Consider the following 13,654-nt stretch of genomic DNA (forward strand, 5'->3'; position numbering starts at 1 on the left):
TGATGCCGTCACTGCTGAGCGATCCCTGAGGGAAGAAGAACGAGCAAGGAAGAGTCTCTGATCGCTCAGCAGTGAGTGATCAGGCTTGCATTCGTGCGGCCGGGCGTCCCGACCCCTGAACGCATACTGCTGACTTAACATTGATATACACTGGCAAGTCGTCTCCTTCTACGCGGCACTGGAAATCATAGACGCCTACTTCCGAGGCTGCGGGTTGGATTTCTGCGAACCCCAAGTCTCTGTGGTGAAGTTCAATGTTCTGAGTTATTAGCTCTTCAAGGATTCGCCAAACAGTTCTTCCTTTGGCAGCATTTCTCCAGCCATAAGGGAATTGCTCCTTTCTTCCAATCTGAACATTTCCTATCATCTTGCATAGATGTATAAGAGACTTCTCGATTGCATTCATTCTCGATTCTGTGGTATGCATTGAAAGATTGAGAAGTTGAGGTCGGATAAATGCAGAAGTGTGTGATCGAAAATGTTGAAAAAGAAAATTGTCGAGATTGGTTTTCTCTCATGAGCATTGATGCATGTTAATGCGCAACAATTTATTTGAACGGTAGCGAGACTAAGACCTAGGCGGAATAGTGCACATGTACTTCTTTTGTTGTTTCGGTCATCTGGCTGAGCCTGCGCGGGTATTTCGTAGTGCTAGCGATAGTCTGTTCTGGGTAGCTCGCCTAACACAACCATGCACCTGACCCGCCACCGCAGATTCTCTTTGCCCTTTGGGGGTCTTCTCCTAAGGCACTCTGCGGGCAGGTGATGGCCAGCGTTAGGCAAACGAAGCAAGAGGCTCCTCGTCATGAAAGAAGCAATTCCCGCTTAACGAGGGCCAGTCTTGGCCTCGCGTGAGAGGTGTTTGACCAAGTCAACGAGTTCTCGTCCCTTCTTTGCTGTCTCCCACATCTTCTCGCTGAATATCTCTGCTGAGTTATCCGCATAAGCGTGTTCGTCCAACTTGCAGAAGGCGTGTACGCACTCATTCCGAGCATCTCGCCATTGATCTAGTTCGTGGAAGAGATCACCATCTACTATCGACCCACTTCCAGTCATTAACTTCTTGGCCTGAGCGATAAGATTGCCAAGACTCTGCTTGCTCGAAACGGCCTGCTCTGTCGATGCGATAATTGACAGTAACCGATCTGTGATGATGCTCTCTTCTAGAGAGATTGCCTCCAGTAGCCAACCATCTTCCAATGCTTCATCTAGGCGATCGAAGGCAAGCTTGTAACGCAAATACCGACCAGCTGCTTTCCCGTCATTGATCAAGAATGTAATAGAACTGCGGTTAATAAACTCTGTGACTAGCTAAAGCCAATCTCCTCTTCTGCCTCAATCCAGAACTCGATCTCCTCTCCCTCCTCGTCAGTGAATGTAATGGTCGAGATTCCGATTGACTCCACCATGTATCTGACCTGGATTCCCAGCTCTTCAATGAAGTCTTCATCAACCGCCAAGTCGATGTTGGCGCCATTGCTGTCGAGATAGGCCTTCAGAAGTTCTCGATCTTTGTCATCAATATCGTCTGATTTTCCAGATGCCAATTTATCAATGAGGACAGAGCAGATACCTTCCTGCTCTGTACTTCTGGCCTCAAAGAGTTTTGCACTAGATACGCCTGCTCGGAGATTTATGGAGTATGTTCCGCCTTCGTCCTCAATGCTCATTGCATAGATTCCAATCTCCAAAGGCTCATGACCGTCTGCAAGCCGAAAAGGGGATTGAAGAACCAACGGCTCCTCTAGAGAAGCCACAACGCCGTCACTGACAGTCAACTGATCAGGGACATCCTCATCACAATATGCTGGTTCTTGAAAGATTGCTTTTAGTTTTACTTGGAGCTCTTCAGGCAGTTCGCCGCGAGCATGAGCGCCTACAGATGAATTAAATTCATCTACGCTTCCAAAGCCGACTGCCGAGAGTGCTTGTGAAATTACTTCCTCGCCAATCTCGGTATCATCCGCGGAAAGATAGCCGGGAGCATAATAGCCAAGCGCCCCAAGTTTTGGACATAACTAGTGGCTCAAATACTTGCACAGCCTAGACCTTGCTCAGTCAGCAGTCAAGCCGCGTCCCCTCGATTGATGTAAGAGCTGAGAGCCCAGCCCCGGCTACGCCGGGGTGGGGATGCCGGGGGAATTACACCACTGCGGGCAGGGCTGATTCAAAGTCTGTCACAGGCGTCCTTGCCGGGGCTGTCAGCATGGGTTGAGGTCGGCGGAATCGCCCCCTCCTTGTGCTTGAAAGCGCCTCCGCCGCAACCGATCTCGACCTGATCAGCTATCTGAGGTCGATCCCAGACGCGCGGATGCGGCGCGGCGTGCGGTTTCCGGCTTGGTATCTGCTGCTGGTGGCCGTGCTCGGAATCCTGAGCGGCTGCCAGAGCTTGCGGGATCTGGAGCGCTTTGCCATCCGCCACCACAGCCTCCTGACCGAGGCACTCGGCGTGGAGCTGCGTCGGCCGCCATCAGATTCCTCGTTCCGCTACTTCTTCCACCAGGTGAACGTGGCAGCCCTTTGCTCGGCGATCCGTGACTGGACGATCGCCCAGATCCCCGGTGGCGCAGCGGATCTCGATCAGCTGGTGTGTGACGGCAAGACCTTGCGAGGGTCGATCGTGCCTACAACCGGTGGTGGCGCGGTGTTCATTGCCCAGGTCACGCTGTATTCGGCTGCCCTCGGTGTGGCAATCAGCCAGGCCTGCTACGCCACCGGCGAAAACCACGAGCGGGCGGTGCTGCGGCAGCTGCTCGGTGAGCTGGATCTGGAGGGCGTTCTCATCCAGGCGGACGCACTCCATACCCAGCGCCCGTTTTTCGGCAGCTCAAGGAGCAGGGGGCCGACTTCCTGCTGACCGTGAAGGGCAACCAGAAGACGTTGCATCGTCAGATCCGATCTCAGTTCCAGGGAAAGCGGCACATCCCTTTTGTGGCAACGGATCACGAGATCGGCCACGGTCGCAACATCACCTGGGCGCTGCGCGCCAAACAGGCTCCAGAGCACATCCGTGAGGCCTGGATCGGCACCAGCTGGATCATGGAAGTCACGGCCAGCGGCACCCGTGACGGCAAGCCCTTTCAGGCGACCCACCTGTTTCTCACGAGTCTGCGCACCACCCCAGAAGCCCTGCTGCAACTGGTGCGAGACCGCTGGAGTATCGAGGGCTGGCACTGGATCAGGGACACCCAGCTCCATGAGGACGCCCACCGCTACCGAGGCAATGGCGCCGGCGTTATGGCCACGCTGCGAACCGCCGCCTTGAACCTGTTGCGCCTGGCCGGGTTCCGGTCGATTCGATCTGGATTGCAAGCGGTGATGCACGACATCACGGCACTGCTGGCGATGGCGAGGCGACAACCCCGATGCTTGCTGAAACTTTGAATCAGCCCTGCCACTGCGGGGGACGCAGGCTGCTCATAAGTAAACTTATTCTTTTTTGATTTCAGGCCGCGACGTAGCTTGCCATCCTTGAGGAAACCGCTTCTGTCGAGATAGTCAAGTAAAGCCTCTGTAGCCAAATAGGTGCCGCGAGCGAGGCTGTACTTAGCGATGTAGTTTAAGAGGCCATATCTAATGGTATGGTCTTGGTACATTCTCTCAAAGCCATCTAGTGCGACCATTGAGGTGATCACGTTAAATATGTCTTCTTGCAGCTGATTCATTGGTGCCGAGAAGTGTTAACAGTGGAGCCCAGGGCAGAAGGGCTTAGCTCATCAGGCCTGGCAGAATCTTTCACCATCTCATCGCTCTTGCACAATGTGGTTAGCGACCCAGATTGCCCATGACTGGGTTCAGCAGCTTTGGGAATATATTGATGGCCTCAATCTTGTGTCAAGGCTGTTCAGTCTTGATAGATGGTCACAAAGAGATCCTCGGGATTATCCGAGTCAAAATCAGACCACTCGGTCGAAATGTCTACTTCAGACCATTCGTCATCCTCTTCGCTTTCGCATTCTCCCCAGCACAGGTTGGCAACTTGATGGCAGAGACTTGTTGCCGCGTCCACTAAACTCTGATCATCTTCTGAGGCATCGCCGTCTTCATAGTGGGAGAGAGCCTCAGCCAATTGCGCAGCAGAAACCTCTTTCTCAAGCTCTTCCGCTGAATAGGCGACTAGGGGACTGGCATTAATAATGATTTTGTTGCGTGGCTCTTTTTTGACGGAATTCACTAGCTGCTGAATGATCAGATCTTGACTCATGCTCTACACAGGAATGCCATAGTAATTTAACTCTAGGCATCCTTCTCTATCTTGTCAAGCTACTGATCTCAGCGTGTCTATTCGGTGCGTGCATAGATCAAGCACTCGTAGCGTTGCTGTGTGTGCACCGCCAAAGGAGGCAGGCCATTCCCATGCATGAGACCAGGAGTGCTCCGCAGCTGATTGAGCTTTAACCAGCACTGGCGAGGTTGGCAGCTGATGCCCCGTTCTTGATTCCGGCTCCCTACTCGCGTTGTCTTGCGTTTGCCACCCTTGCCTTGGGGCATGGGTTCTTCGCACGAGCTTTGGGGCCACAGGCCGGATCCCTGAATAGGTTCTGGAGATCTGCTGCACAAGCCTTGAACCCGATTGACCCTCGCCAGAATGGCCCCATTCGGATGTTCCCTAACCGCCAGCAGCTTCGGGTTTGGGGTTCAGCCAGCTGGGCTTTCCTCAACCGCACACCACCCCTGGTCTTCGCGATGGCCGTGCTCGGCCTTGGCCTCACAACAGCCAGTGGCGTGCTGGTGAAGGGCATCCGCAACGCCAATGACACGATCACCGTGACCGGCGCCAGCACCGAGCGGATCACCTCCGACTACGTCGACTGGTCCGTGGAGGTGAGCCAGAGCGGCCCCAGCCAGCAAGTCTCCTATCAGGGTCTCCAGCCAGCGGTGCAGAAGACGGTGGCGTTCCTGAAAGCTCAGGGCATCGAACCCGATGAGATGGAGCTCGATTCGGTGAAATCCGAAAAGGAGGAGGTGCGCGACCCCCGCACCGGTGAGTTGCGCTCCACCACCTGGACCACCAAGCAGGCGATCCTGATCGGCAGCTGGAATGTGGACAAGATCTACAAGATCTCGGGGCAGATCGGCCAACTGATCGGCCAGGGCGTGCCGCTCACCATCAATGAGCCCGCCTACACCTTCACCAAACTCGGAGAGAAACGGGTCGACATGCTCGCCAAGGCGACCAAGGACGCCAAAGCGCGCGCCCGCGCCATCGCCTGGGAGGCCGGTACCGGCATCGGCGCCATCACCAACGCGGATACCGGCACCTTCCAGATCACCGCTCCCAACTCCACCGAGGCCAGCGACACCGGCTCCTATGACACCCGCACCATCGACAAGGACATCACGGCGGTGATGGCCGTGACCTTCCGCGTGGACTGAACCATGCCCAGAACAGCACTCATGCCGTCACTCCTGGCGCTCGCCCCCATGGCAGCCCTGGCCCAGCAGCCGATTCAACCCATCCCGAAAGTGGGCGGGTGTCCGCTCGGCTACTACGCCTCCGGCAGCTACTGCGTTCCCAGCAAGAGCAGCAACACTCGGGGCGCCATCGAGAAGAGCGGCAACAGCTGTCCGCTGGGGTTTTATAGCTCGGGCAACTACTGCCTCAGCAGCCCCAGCAACAACCGGGAAGCGATCCAGAAGACCGGCAACTCCTGCCCGTTGGGTTGGTTCAGCTCGGGCAGCTACTGCGTCAAGAGTCGCTGAGCCATGGGCTTCCGTTTCCGCCGCTCCGCTCGCCTGGGGCCCTTGCGCTTCAACTTTGCCAAGGGTGGGCTCAGCTCCATCTCGGTGGGCGGCCGGGGCGCCTCGTTCAACATCCCCGTCGCGCGAAGTGGGGATGCGCGCACCACGGTGGGTGTGCCGGGAACTGGCCTGAGCTGGAGCGTGGAGAACACGCCGGAACGGGCAGCCGTGATCCCTGCAGGGAGCGCGGAAGGGCTGCCCAACAGCCGCCGCCTGCGGCCGGGCCAGTTGGATGCTCTCAAACAGGAGCTGCTAGCGCTGCTGCGGCAGGGACTGTTTGCACCGGGATCATCCGGCGCCCTGCTGTGGGAGCACGGCAGCGTGTGCCGGCTGCTGGCCGATGACTCCCTGGGGCCCCGAACCGCGGGTCTGCTGGCCTTGATCGAAACCCCGGAGGCGATGGAGGGGTACCTGCTGCGGGCCCAGAGCCAGGATGATGCCAAACGCCGCGCCCAGCGCTGCATCCAGGCGGTGCAGGAGGCGGCGCGCCTGGTGGCTGAGAAGCGATTGTTGGGCTGACAAAACAAAACCCCCGAGGTGGGCCCCGGGGGTCGTCGTGTCATCACACGCTGGAGCGTGGCATGGGCTGGCGAAGCTGCTGGCGTTGGCACCTGGGGCCGAACATTCCAGGTGTGGGGCTATTGGTTCTCCGGAGGGCACCTAAAGCGGTGCAGTTGGAGTGTCGATCAGTCAGGCGCACAAGGTGAGAATCAGCGGCGAAGGCTGCTCTCTTGCCCGGCTGAACGACCCGCCCACGATTGGGTGAAGACTGTTGGAGCAGGGGCCTGCAGTCAGCGTGCTTCTGGTAACTGGCGGGGTGGCGTGTCGTCCATTTTGGGCGCCTCCTTGATTTCTGAACTCAGATTGGCGCCGCCTGCCTCCCCGCACAATCGGCCATTACACGCATTGCCTCCGGCTCCAGACGGGAGCAGGGTGGAGGTTTGGCGTGCTGAATCGGGTCAGCCGCCCTGACGCACCTTTTTCACAGCGAGGCCGGCCTCAGTGGCGCTGACGCCGGCCAAGGCCAGCAGGCCGATCAGCCCCAGCAGTTGGTTCTTGGTCTCTGCTGCGGCATCAGCGTTCTGGCCCAGCACGGCACCAGCGACAAACCATGCGGTGGCGAGGGCCGAGGTGATCCTCCAGTACGCCTTCCAGCGGCGCTGATAGAGGTAGCCGGCTCCCAGGCCCGGCAGCACGTTCAGCACGACCGCCACCCAACCGGCGGAAGCGGCAAGGATCTGCTCACGGGTGGGGGGCATGGCGACACAGACGAGGGGCGGCACTTTGGCGAGCGGGGCTCGGCACCTGCGGCTGAGCGATGCAGCGATGCCGATGTAGCTCAGGCCCGCAGCGGCCTCGGCGGAATCCATTGCGGCGAACAGGCCCGCCAACCCTGCTGCCGCTTCTGAACCCAGAGCCTGATCGCCTGCTCCCGCGTCAGCTCCCTGCGCCGCTTCAGCAGCGGCGCAGGCTCTCCGGGGATCAGCTCCCCGAGGGTCACCTCCAACGCCTGACTCCAGCGGTCGTAGCGCAGCGGTTGGAAGTGCAGCACTTGGCGGCCGTCGCTGATCCACCCGTCCTGCGGGGAGAGTGGCGGGCGCTTCTTGTCACCGACGTGCATGAGGAGCTGCTCAGGCCACCTCCGGCGCCCAACCCTGCTGACGCACCATGTCGTCGGCCCAGCCCTGGCAGCGGCTGGTGAGGTGCTCGCCGTGGGCGATCAGGCCCTGGTGCAACTGGCAGGTGAGCACCGGGATGCAGTTCACCCCGGCGTGATGGCGAAACCAATGGCAGGTCATGCAGACCTTGCGGCTGCGGGTCTTGAGCAGCACGTCTTCATCGAGATACGGCCACTCCTCGACTGGGGTTTCGAGCCGGGCGGCCAGAGCCGCTGGCCGCGGGAGGGGGATGCCCATGAACCAACTCGCATGCGTACATCTGTACTAGCACGGTTGCGGTTGGTGGCGGTTCAGCCCCGCCTGGTCAGCGGCAGGATTCGCGCCCGTGCGCGGCATTCATCGACCACCACCAGCGCTCCTTACTCCATTTCGGTTGCATACGACCGAAGGACCGACAGAACCAGGGTGCCGATTGCCTCAGGGAGCACGTTGATGCAGCGCACCTGGAGCACGCTGGGACCATTAACTCCGCTGAGGGCGAGCATCGTCCCGAAGTCCAGGTCGTGCGTGAAAACGGCGTAGTCGTTGGCGACTGCCCACTGCATCAGGGCCGTATCAGGAGCCCTCGGGTCGCCCACCTCAGACCAACGCACAGCTTCATGGCCGGCGGCCTGCAAGAGCGAGATCCATTCGGTCGACAGGCTGTTGCGTTGAAACAGCCATGTCGACCAGGAGTCTGGCCATCAGCTCAGGACCAGAGCCTCTTCCCGCTCTTCCATGCGCCAGGCGGCGTAGGCGAGAGCCGCATCGATGTCTGCCGGTTCAAGCAGGGGGTAGGCCTGCAAGATGCGCTCCCGACTGTTTCCACTGGCGACCAAGCCCACGATGGTGCCCACCGTGATCCGTAGCCCGCGGATGCAGGGCTTGCCGCTCATCACGGCGGGGTCGTGGCTGATGAGTGGGAACGCCATGGGCCAATCGTAGAAAGAAGCACTCTGTTTGCCTTGGTCTGAATACGGTTCAGGCAGAGGAGAGCTGCCGATGCTCCGCGAACTCGTGCTGGCGATTGGCATCCCCCTGCTGGTGCTGCTGCTGGCGGAACTCGCGCTGGAGCAGTGGCGCTATCAGCTGCCGGCTTGGTTGGAGCGGTTGGCGGCGCGTCCGTCCTGGCTCTGGAACACCGGCATCGGGCTGATCATCGGCCTGTCATTGCTGCGCTGGCTGCTGCAGCGCTGAGGCTGGATCTGGCTAGGTTCAAGTCAGCATGAGGACCGGGCGGTGTCGTACAGGATCCGTTTGCTGGAGACAGAGGAGGGCTGGTCGGTGAGTTGCCTGGATCTGCCCGGGTGCCATTCGCAGGGCGACAACCGGGAAGAAGCCCTGGCCAACATCCGCGAGGCCATCGGTCTTTGGCTTGAGGTGGAGGCAGCAGAAGCCGGCATCAAGCAAGTGGAGACACTGGAGCTGGCGATCTGAATGCCCCGCCTGCCCGGGATCAGCCAGAAAGACGCTGTTCGCGCATTCCAGAAGCTGGGTTACCGCATCGTGCGGGAGTCAGGCCACCTGATCTTGAGCAATGGCGAAAGGAGGCTGGTCATCCCTCGGCATGACCCCATCAACGCCATCACCAAGGGGCTCCATCGCCCGTGATGCAGGCCTGACTCCTCAGCAATTCCGAGACCTGCTCTAAGTGGAGGATGCCTCGGTCACCAGCAAGGCCTGCTCCAGGCTCACCCCGGGGAAGATCTCCACAAACTCAGCGAGGGAGACTTCGTCTTCCAGGTTCTCGAAGAGAGCGGCCACCGGGATCCGAGTTCCGCGGAACACCCAGGCACCACTGACGCGCTGCGGATCCTGCTCCACCGCGGTGCAGCCAGCCCAGCCGAGTCCGGTTTGCGTGCGCATGGCCCCATCGTGGCCGATCTCTATCAGGGTAAGCAGCTCGATGCCATTGAGCTGCTTCCTCCTCAGCGTTTAAGCCGCAGCCTGGTGCTGATCTGTCAGGCGCACCTCCCGGTGCGACACCAGAAACGTCTCAATCCAGTCGTGGTGCCTGCGCTGGCAGATCCGATCGGCGATTGAGGGAACCTCGGCCGGCACCTGGAAGCGTTTGCGGAATGCCTTGGTGAACCCTTCCAGAGCGGGGCGGGGCAAACACCGCACTGTGGCCAGAAGCTTTTGAACGGTGGCGGGATCAAGGGGCTCAAGCCCTGCCTCAGCCAGGTCGGTGCTCTGCACCGGTTGCGATGGTGCCGATGACGGCACAGGGCTTCTGGGTGGAGGGGCAACGGTATTCGTGACCTCCCGCTGCTGTTTGTCGTAGAGCGCCAGCCCGAAGGGATTGCCAAAGGTCATCAGCGCCCGCTTCATGGCATCGGTCTCGGCCTCCTTGATGGCGGATTCGTGGGCCTGGCCCAGGTCGGCGTCGATGCCGTGACCGGCGCCGCTGCCCTCCCGGATCACTTCGCCGACGCGGATGCGCACCCGGGCTGTGTAGGTGACGCCCCAGCCGGCGCGGTTGCTGCTGCCGACGGTACGCTCTCGTTCGGCGACGCACTGCACGGCGATGGTTTCACGCTCCCAGCCGTCAAAGCCAAAGATGCGGTTGGCCTCGGCAATGGCCTGCCAACCCTCCAGGTAGGCCAGGGACCGCCCGGCCTGGCTGCGGGTCTGAACCTTGGCACGATCGAGCGGAGCCGAGAGGGCGGCGATCTGTTCGGGGGAGAAGGCGGTGGTGCGCATGGAGGTGCTCCGGGTGAGGTGGGATGCGGAAGGCAGTAATGCGGGCCCGCTCCTGCTGCGGGCCCATGGTGGAACGGCCTGTAGCCATCAGGTGATGCGCCAGGAGCGGCGGGAGAGGAGCTGGGCGCCGGTGATCTGACGGCCTGCTTTGAGGGCTTCTTTGATGGCGGCCTTATCGGGCTGGCTGGTGGTTTTGACAGCAAGCCACTCGGGATCGAGGAGCTCTTCGTCGTCGATCACCACCGCCTGGGATTTGCGGCTGCTCAGCTCGTGATTTGGGAAGGAGAAGCGGGTGGCCGCCGGCTGCAGCTGGGTGAGAACAAAAACCAGCGACTCCTCCAGCGCATCGGCCCGGCCGGCATCGGAGCGAGCCAGATCGCTGAGGCGCTTGGCCTGCTGCTGGCGGTAGGCGGCCTGGCCGCGCAGGTGCTCGATCACCCAGCAGGTGGCATCGGCTTTGGCCGCCAGAGCTGTCTTGTTGCCCTCTTCTGCCAACAGGGCCGCTTCCAGCTCGGCCAGAGCTGATTGGCGCTGCTCCAGGTCATCGGTTTCCAGCTGCTCGGCCAACTGGCCGATGGCGCTGGTGAGCTCCTGGGCCTCGATGCCCAGCTGCCAAAGGGAGCCGGAACGCTGCAGGGCGCAGGCCGGGCCTACCGCTGACGGTGCCGACTCGGCGACCGGAGCAGGGGTGGGGGTGGGAGTGAGAACAGCCATGACGAAGTGAGGAATGAAGAATGTGGGAACGGAACGCAGCGCCAGTGGCGCGGAAGGCTTGTGCTGGGGGCTCAGGAACGGGCGGCGGCGGGAGCGGCACAGAGCCCAGCCCATGGACTGACCTCCACCACTGCGATCGGCACGGGGGAGCGGGAGGCCATGCGGCGGGCCTGCTGCACCAGCGAGGCCGTTCCGGCACCACCCGGGAAGGCCACCACCAGCACGGAGACTTGGTAGCCAGGAGATGTGTGGTCCTCGGCTCGGGCAATGGCCTGCTCGAGCAGCTCGCGATTGCGGATCGGCCCAGCGGCCCGGCCGTGGCGCTGCCACTGGGCCGGCATCACCAGAGAGGACCAACCCAGCTGATGGGCAGCCCGGCCGATGGCGGCATCAGCGCCGCGGGCGCCGCCATGGAGGAGCAGATGCACCGGCCGGCCGCCAGCGCAGGCGAGCATCTCAGCGGCAACCCGCTGATGGGACCAGACCAGATCACGGCCGCCTCCTGCTGCGATCACAAGCGAGCGAGCCGGGGCGTAACTCAACCTGGAACAGTGAGAAATAACCATGGAATCAGTTGCCGAAAGTGACAACTGATCGGGGCATCAGAACCGCTCAGAGATATGCGGCCGCGATGGCGAGATCAGGGGATGAGATTGCCGCAGGCGATGGGCTTGGGGCCTTTGGCGCAGCCCTTATTCTACCAGTACAAATGCACTTTAAGCAGGGTAGAAGCGCTGCAGGGCAATGGATCTATGCAAAGCGGAGCTCCATGCAGTAGCCCTGGATTGCTGAGGATCAAGACCTTCAGATCAAGGCCGAACAGAACAATGGCCGCGCAGCCGTGCAAAGAAACTGGGGCCTCACCCCTGCCGCCCACCGGCAACCAGCTGCCTGGCCACCGCAGCCGCGGGAGAGCGACCAAGCCCGCCAACCCATCACCGGCCCCGGAGCGAAGGGCGGCGGCGGCTGGCCGATGCAGGCCACTGCGCAGCCGTGGCACGCTGAAGGACGGCCGTCGCCGACCGGAGCACTGCGGCGTCCGTAGAACGAAGCTGGTCTGGACAACCGAAGGCCCTTAATGCAACTTCGCGCCGCGCGGAACCTCGACAATCCTTGAATACGCCGCCGGCTTATTCAAGGGAACAGCCCTTCCCATCAATAAGGACCACCGCGCTCGTGCAATGCCTCGCTTGCCCCAGCGAGCAGCCGCCTTACAAGCAGCTGCTCGATATCCAGACCCTTCCTGACGAGCTCCAAGGGCCCTGAGACCCCAAACCTTCTCACATTCCTTCTCACACCCAAGGCAGCCGGACACTAAACATCAGTTACAGCAACAAGTCTTGGCGTTTGCAACCAGAGTCTTCTAAGTAGCCGGTCGTGTGTTCGAATCACACAGGGGGCGTTTCCAGGCGAGGCGACAAAAGTCTCAAAATCCTGAAGTTGGGGTGGCATCACGCACCGCCTGGGGAATAGGGCGTGTTGCACGAGCCGATCGTTTGGTTGAGCCCCTCATTGGCGCTTGGGCGGCATTCCCCCCAGATGGGGGCGCGGCATTGACCCCAGTCCTCGACACTGAAGCGCGGATCGCCACTGGAGCACACCATGGACACAACAGTGAGCGAGCTTCTGCTGGTGGCCGTGTTGTTTGCCGTGGTGGTGCTCTCAGGCAGGGTCTGAATCAGGCACGAATCAACGCGTAGCGCGTGTGGAGCTCGGTGCTGGCACCGGGCGCCAACTCGATCCTGCGATCACCGCTCAGCAGGGCCTGGCGCGGAGCACTCCAAGGTTCGATGCACACCATCGGGCGGGGCGGTTCCGTCCAGAGCACCACCAGATCGAAGGGATGGCTGAGCTGCAGTTCAAGCGTGGCGCCGGCCGCCTCATCCACCAGCCGCACCGGCCCGGTGGGACGCACCAGCAGATCGATGCCCTGGGCCAACCGTTGCATCTGCTCAGCGGTGGCAGCAGGCGCCATCGTGAGGTGGTTCAGGCATTCGTCCGGCAGCCCCTCAAAGCGCACCTCTTCCAGGCTGGAGAGATTGAAATAGGGGTGAAGCCCAAAACTGAACGGCATCGGTGCTCCACTGCGGTTGCTCACCGTGGTGCCGATTTCCAGGGCACCAGGATCAAGCCGCACCTCCATGCGAAGCAGGAACTGGAAGGGATAGGCCTGGAGCGTCTCCTCTGTGTCGCGCAACTCCAGGGCCACGCCGCGGCCATCCGCCAGGGGCTCCATCTGCCAGGGCAACTGCCGCGCGAAGCCGTGCTGGCCGATGGTGAAGGTGCCCTGGGGCAGGGGCAGCTGGTTGTCCGGCAGCCCACCCGTGATCGGAAACAGCACCGGGAAACCGCCTCGCACCGACTGGGCAGGATCGTGGAAGCGCTCCAGATCGAGGTACACCACCTCCCGGTCGCCGCAGCGCCAGCCGCTGATCAGGCCGCCGCGCTCGGGCACCACCCGCAGCAGATCACCGCTGTCGGGATCGCTGAACTCCCAATGCGGATAGGGAAGGTCGCGCTGACAGAGAGGCATGGTGGTCAGGGCTGATGGGAGTCGAACCCACTCTGCCGCCTGCCTGCTGCAGGCGATGCCCCCTTCGGGGAACATCTTTGCTGAGCCCCGGCCATCCATCACGGCCGAGGCCGCAGCACCAGCCAGGCAATCAGCAGGATGCTGCCGGTGCTCACCACCGTGAAGATCCAGGCGATCATGACGTGGACCCCGGCAATCGGTCCAGGGTGAATGAGAGTCCTCAGCCGGCCAGACTGGGCCGGGGACTTCACCATGAAACGCACCAGGCACACCGCGGAGCAGATCATCCGCAAGCTGAAAACGG

At 61.1% G+C, this 13,654-nt stretch carries 21 protein-coding genes and 1 pseudogene; 8 read left to right on the forward strand and 14 right to left on the reverse strand.

What is annotated here, in order from left to right:
• Nucleotides 1–825: 825 nt before the first annotated feature.
• Nucleotides 826–1,272 carry a hypothetical protein gene (locus tag KBY70_RS13840; RefSeq protein WP_254988900.1) on the reverse strand — a complete coding sequence of 149 codons (447 nt, stop codon included), beginning with the start codon at nt 1,270–1,272 and terminating at the stop codon, nt 826–828.
• 35 nt (nt 1,273–1,307) lie between these two features.
• The gene (locus KBY70_RS13845) at nt 1,308–1,778 is read right to left on the reverse strand and encodes a hypothetical protein (RefSeq protein ID WP_254988901.1); all 471 of its coding nucleotides are present in this window, start codon (nt 1,776–1,778) and stop codon (nt 1,308–1,310) included.
• Between the two features lie 461 nt (nt 1,779–2,239).
• On the opposite strand from KBY70_RS13845, the gene KBY70_RS13850 reads away from it, so the two are divergent.
• Both KBY70_RS13850 and KBY70_RS13855 read left to right on the forward strand, forming a co-directional pair.
• Nucleotides 2,240–2,857, forward strand: coding sequence for an ISAs1 family transposase (locus KBY70_RS13850; protein ID WP_254988902.1), 618 nt, complete (start codon nt 2,240–2,242; stop codon nt 2,855–2,857).
• A 2-nt stretch (nt 2,858–2,859) separates the two neighbouring features.
• Nucleotides 2,860–3,384, forward strand: a complete 525-nt coding sequence (locus tag KBY70_RS13855) for an ISAs1 family transposase (RefSeq protein ID WP_254988903.1) — start codon at nt 2,860–2,862, stop codon at nt 3,382–3,384.
• A gap of 460 nt (nt 3,385–3,844) precedes the next feature.
• On the opposite strand, the gene KBY70_RS13860 is transcribed toward KBY70_RS13855, so the two are convergent.
• Nucleotides 3,845–4,204, reverse strand: a complete 360-nt coding sequence (locus KBY70_RS13860; protein ID WP_254988904.1) for a hypothetical protein — start codon at nt 4,202–4,204, stop codon at nt 3,845–3,847.
• Between the two features lie 398 nt (nt 4,205–4,602).
• On the opposite strand from KBY70_RS13860, the gene KBY70_RS13865 reads away from it, so the two are divergent.
• The 3 genes from KBY70_RS13865 to KBY70_RS13875 are packed head-to-tail and all read left to right on the forward strand — an operon-like array spanning nt 4,603 to nt 6,261.
• Entirely contained in the window at nt 4,603–5,376 is a 774-nt protein-coding gene (locus KBY70_RS13865; RefSeq protein ID WP_254988905.1) for an SIMPL domain-containing protein, read from the forward strand.
• 48 nt (nt 5,377–5,424) lie between these two features.
• On the forward strand, nt 5,425–5,703 hold the full coding sequence (locus tag KBY70_RS13870; protein ID WP_254988906.1) for a hypothetical protein: 279 nt from the start codon (nt 5,425–5,427) through the stop codon (nt 5,701–5,703).
• Between the two features lie 3 nt (nt 5,704–5,706).
• Nucleotides 5,707–6,261, forward strand: coding sequence for a DUF4236 domain-containing protein (locus KBY70_RS13875; RefSeq protein WP_094561661.1), 555 nt, complete (start codon nt 5,707–5,709; stop codon nt 6,259–6,261).
• 440 nt (nt 6,262–6,701) lie between these two features.
• Here KBY70_RS13875 and KBY70_RS13880 read toward each other — a convergent pair whose 3' ends face one another.
• From KBY70_RS13880 to KBY70_RS13895, 5 genes are all read right to left on the reverse strand, one after another.
• Nucleotides 6,702–7,001, reverse strand: coding sequence for a hypothetical protein (locus KBY70_RS13880; RefSeq protein ID WP_254988911.1), 300 nt, complete (start codon nt 6,999–7,001; stop codon nt 6,702–6,704).
• 80 nt (nt 7,002–7,081) lie between these two features.
• Complete coding sequence (locus KBY70_RS13885; RefSeq protein WP_094561663.1) at nt 7,082–7,363, reverse strand: DUF1651 domain-containing protein; 282 nt, start codon at nt 7,361–7,363, stop codon at nt 7,082–7,084.
• Nucleotides 7,364–7,373: 10 nt separating this feature from the next.
• The gene (locus KBY70_RS13890; RefSeq protein ID WP_094561664.1) at nt 7,374–7,658 is read right to left on the reverse strand and encodes a galactose oxidase; all 285 of its coding nucleotides are present in this window, start codon (nt 7,656–7,658) and stop codon (nt 7,374–7,376) included.
• A 122-nt stretch (nt 7,659–7,780) separates the two neighbouring features.
• Nucleotides 7,781–8,014, reverse strand: coding sequence for a DUF5615 family PIN-like protein (locus KBY70_RS14610; protein WP_409996073.1), 234 nt, complete (start codon nt 8,012–8,014; stop codon nt 7,781–7,783).
• Between the two features lie 90 nt (nt 8,015–8,104).
• Entirely contained in the window at nt 8,105–8,332 is a 228-nt protein-coding gene (locus tag KBY70_RS13895; protein ID WP_094561666.1) for a DUF433 domain-containing protein, read from the reverse strand.
• A 70-nt stretch (nt 8,333–8,402) separates the two neighbouring features.
• On the opposite strand from KBY70_RS13895, the gene KBY70_RS13900 reads away from it, so the two are divergent.
• The 3 genes from KBY70_RS13900 to KBY70_RS13910 are packed head-to-tail and all read left to right on the forward strand — an operon-like array spanning nt 8,403 to nt 9,011.
• The gene (locus KBY70_RS13900) at nt 8,403–8,597 is read left to right on the forward strand and encodes a hypothetical protein (RefSeq protein WP_094561667.1); all 195 of its coding nucleotides are present in this window, start codon (nt 8,403–8,405) and stop codon (nt 8,595–8,597) included.
• Nucleotides 8,598–8,657: 60 nt separating this feature from the next.
• The gene (locus KBY70_RS13905) at nt 8,658–8,837 is read left to right on the forward strand and encodes a type II toxin-antitoxin system HicB family antitoxin (RefSeq protein ID WP_254988907.1); all 180 of its coding nucleotides are present in this window, start codon (nt 8,658–8,660) and stop codon (nt 8,835–8,837) included.
• The gene (locus KBY70_RS13910) at nt 8,838–9,011 is read left to right on the forward strand and encodes a type II toxin-antitoxin system HicA family toxin (protein ID WP_198953907.1); all 174 of its coding nucleotides are present in this window, start codon (nt 8,838–8,840) and stop codon (nt 9,009–9,011) included.
• 36 nt (nt 9,012–9,047) lie between these two features.
• Here the strand turns inward: KBY70_RS13910 and KBY70_RS13915 are convergent, their stop codons facing one another.
• From KBY70_RS13915 to KBY70_RS13940, 6 genes and pseudogenes are all read right to left on the reverse strand, one after another.
• Nucleotides 9,048–9,266: a DUF433 domain-containing protein gene (locus KBY70_RS13915; protein ID WP_094561669.1), complete on the reverse strand. Its 219-nt coding sequence runs from the start codon at nt 9,264–9,266 to the stop codon at nt 9,048–9,050.
• 69 nt (nt 9,267–9,335) lie between these two features.
• Nucleotides 9,336–10,103 carry an RAD52 family DNA repair protein gene (locus KBY70_RS13920; protein ID WP_254988908.1) on the reverse strand — a complete coding sequence of 256 codons (768 nt, stop codon included), beginning with the start codon at nt 10,101–10,103 and terminating at the stop codon, nt 9,336–9,338.
• A gap of 87 nt (nt 10,104–10,190) precedes the next feature.
• Complete coding sequence (locus tag KBY70_RS13925) at nt 10,191–10,817, reverse strand: siphovirus Gp157 family protein (protein WP_254988909.1); 627 nt, start codon at nt 10,815–10,817, stop codon at nt 10,191–10,193.
• Nucleotides 10,818–10,888: 71 nt separating this feature from the next.
• Nucleotides 10,889–11,272: a hypothetical protein gene (locus KBY70_RS13930; RefSeq protein WP_409996072.1), complete on the reverse strand. Its 384-nt coding sequence runs from the start codon at nt 11,270–11,272 to the stop codon at nt 10,889–10,891.
• 1,223 nt (nt 11,273–12,495) lie between these two features.
• Nucleotides 12,496–13,350 (reverse strand): galactose mutarotase, encoded by an 855-nt coding sequence (locus KBY70_RS13935; RefSeq protein WP_094561773.1) that lies wholly within the window; start codon nt 13,348–13,350, stop codon nt 12,496–12,498.
• Between the two features lie 98 nt (nt 13,351–13,448).
• A pseudogene (locus tag KBY70_RS13940) lies at nt 13,449–13,654 on the reverse strand (hypothetical protein); the annotation flags it as partial.

Source organism: Cyanobium sp. ATX 6E8 (assembly GCF_024346335.1).
Taxonomy (GTDB): domain Bacteria; phylum Cyanobacteriota; class Cyanobacteriia; order PCC-6307; family Cyanobiaceae; genus Cyanobium_A.

Coding starts and splice junctions, on each gene's coding strand:
- KBY70_RS13860 (WP_254988904.1), bottom strand. CDS start 4,204: ATGAGTCAAGATCTGATCATTCAGCAGCTAGTGAATTCCGTCAAAAAA.
- KBY70_RS13865 (WP_254988905.1), top strand. CDS start 4,603: ATGTTCCCTAACCGCCAGCAGCTTCGGGTTTGGGGTTCAGCCAGCTGG.
- KBY70_RS13870 (WP_254988906.1), top strand. CDS start 5,425: ATGGCAGCCCTGGCCCAGCAGCCGATTCAACCCATCCCGAAAGTGGGC.
- KBY70_RS13875 (WP_094561661.1), top strand. CDS start 5,707: ATGGGCTTCCGTTTCCGCCGCTCCGCTCGCCTGGGGCCCTTGCGCTTC.
- KBY70_RS13880 (WP_254988911.1), bottom strand. CDS start 7,001: ATGCCCCCCACCCGTGAGCAGATCCTTGCCGCTTCCGCCGGTTGGGTG.
- KBY70_RS13885 (WP_094561663.1), bottom strand. CDS start 7,363: ATGCACGTCGGTGACAAGAAGCGCCCGCCACTCTCCCCGCAGGACGGG.
- KBY70_RS13890 (WP_094561664.1), bottom strand. CDS start 7,658: ATGGGCATCCCCCTCCCGCGGCCAGCGGCTCTGGCCGCCCGGCTCGAA.
- KBY70_RS13895 (WP_094561666.1), bottom strand. CDS start 8,332: ATGGCGTTCCCACTCATCAGCCACGACCCCGCCGTGATGAGCGGCAAG.
- KBY70_RS13900 (WP_094561667.1), top strand. CDS start 8,403: ATGCTCCGCGAACTCGTGCTGGCGATTGGCATCCCCCTGCTGGTGCTG.
- KBY70_RS13910 (WP_198953907.1), top strand. CDS start 8,838: ATGCCCCGCCTGCCCGGGATCAGCCAGAAAGACGCTGTTCGCGCATTC.
- KBY70_RS13915 (WP_094561669.1), bottom strand. CDS start 9,266: ATGCGCACGCAAACCGGACTCGGCTGGGCTGGCTGCACCGCGGTGGAG.
- KBY70_RS13920 (WP_254988908.1), bottom strand. CDS start 10,103: ATGCGCACCACCGCCTTCTCCCCCGAACAGATCGCCGCCCTCTCGGCT.
- KBY70_RS13925 (WP_254988909.1), bottom strand. CDS start 10,817: ATGGCTGTTCTCACTCCCACCCCCACCCCTGCTCCGGTCGCCGAGTCG.
- KBY70_RS13930 (WP_409996072.1), bottom strand. CDS start 11,272: ATGCTCGCCTGCGCTGGCGGCCGGCCGGTGCATCTGCTCCTCCATGGC.
- KBY70_RS13935 (WP_094561773.1), bottom strand. CDS start 13,350: ATGCCTCTCTGTCAGCGCGACCTTCCCTATCCGCATTGGGAGTTCAGC.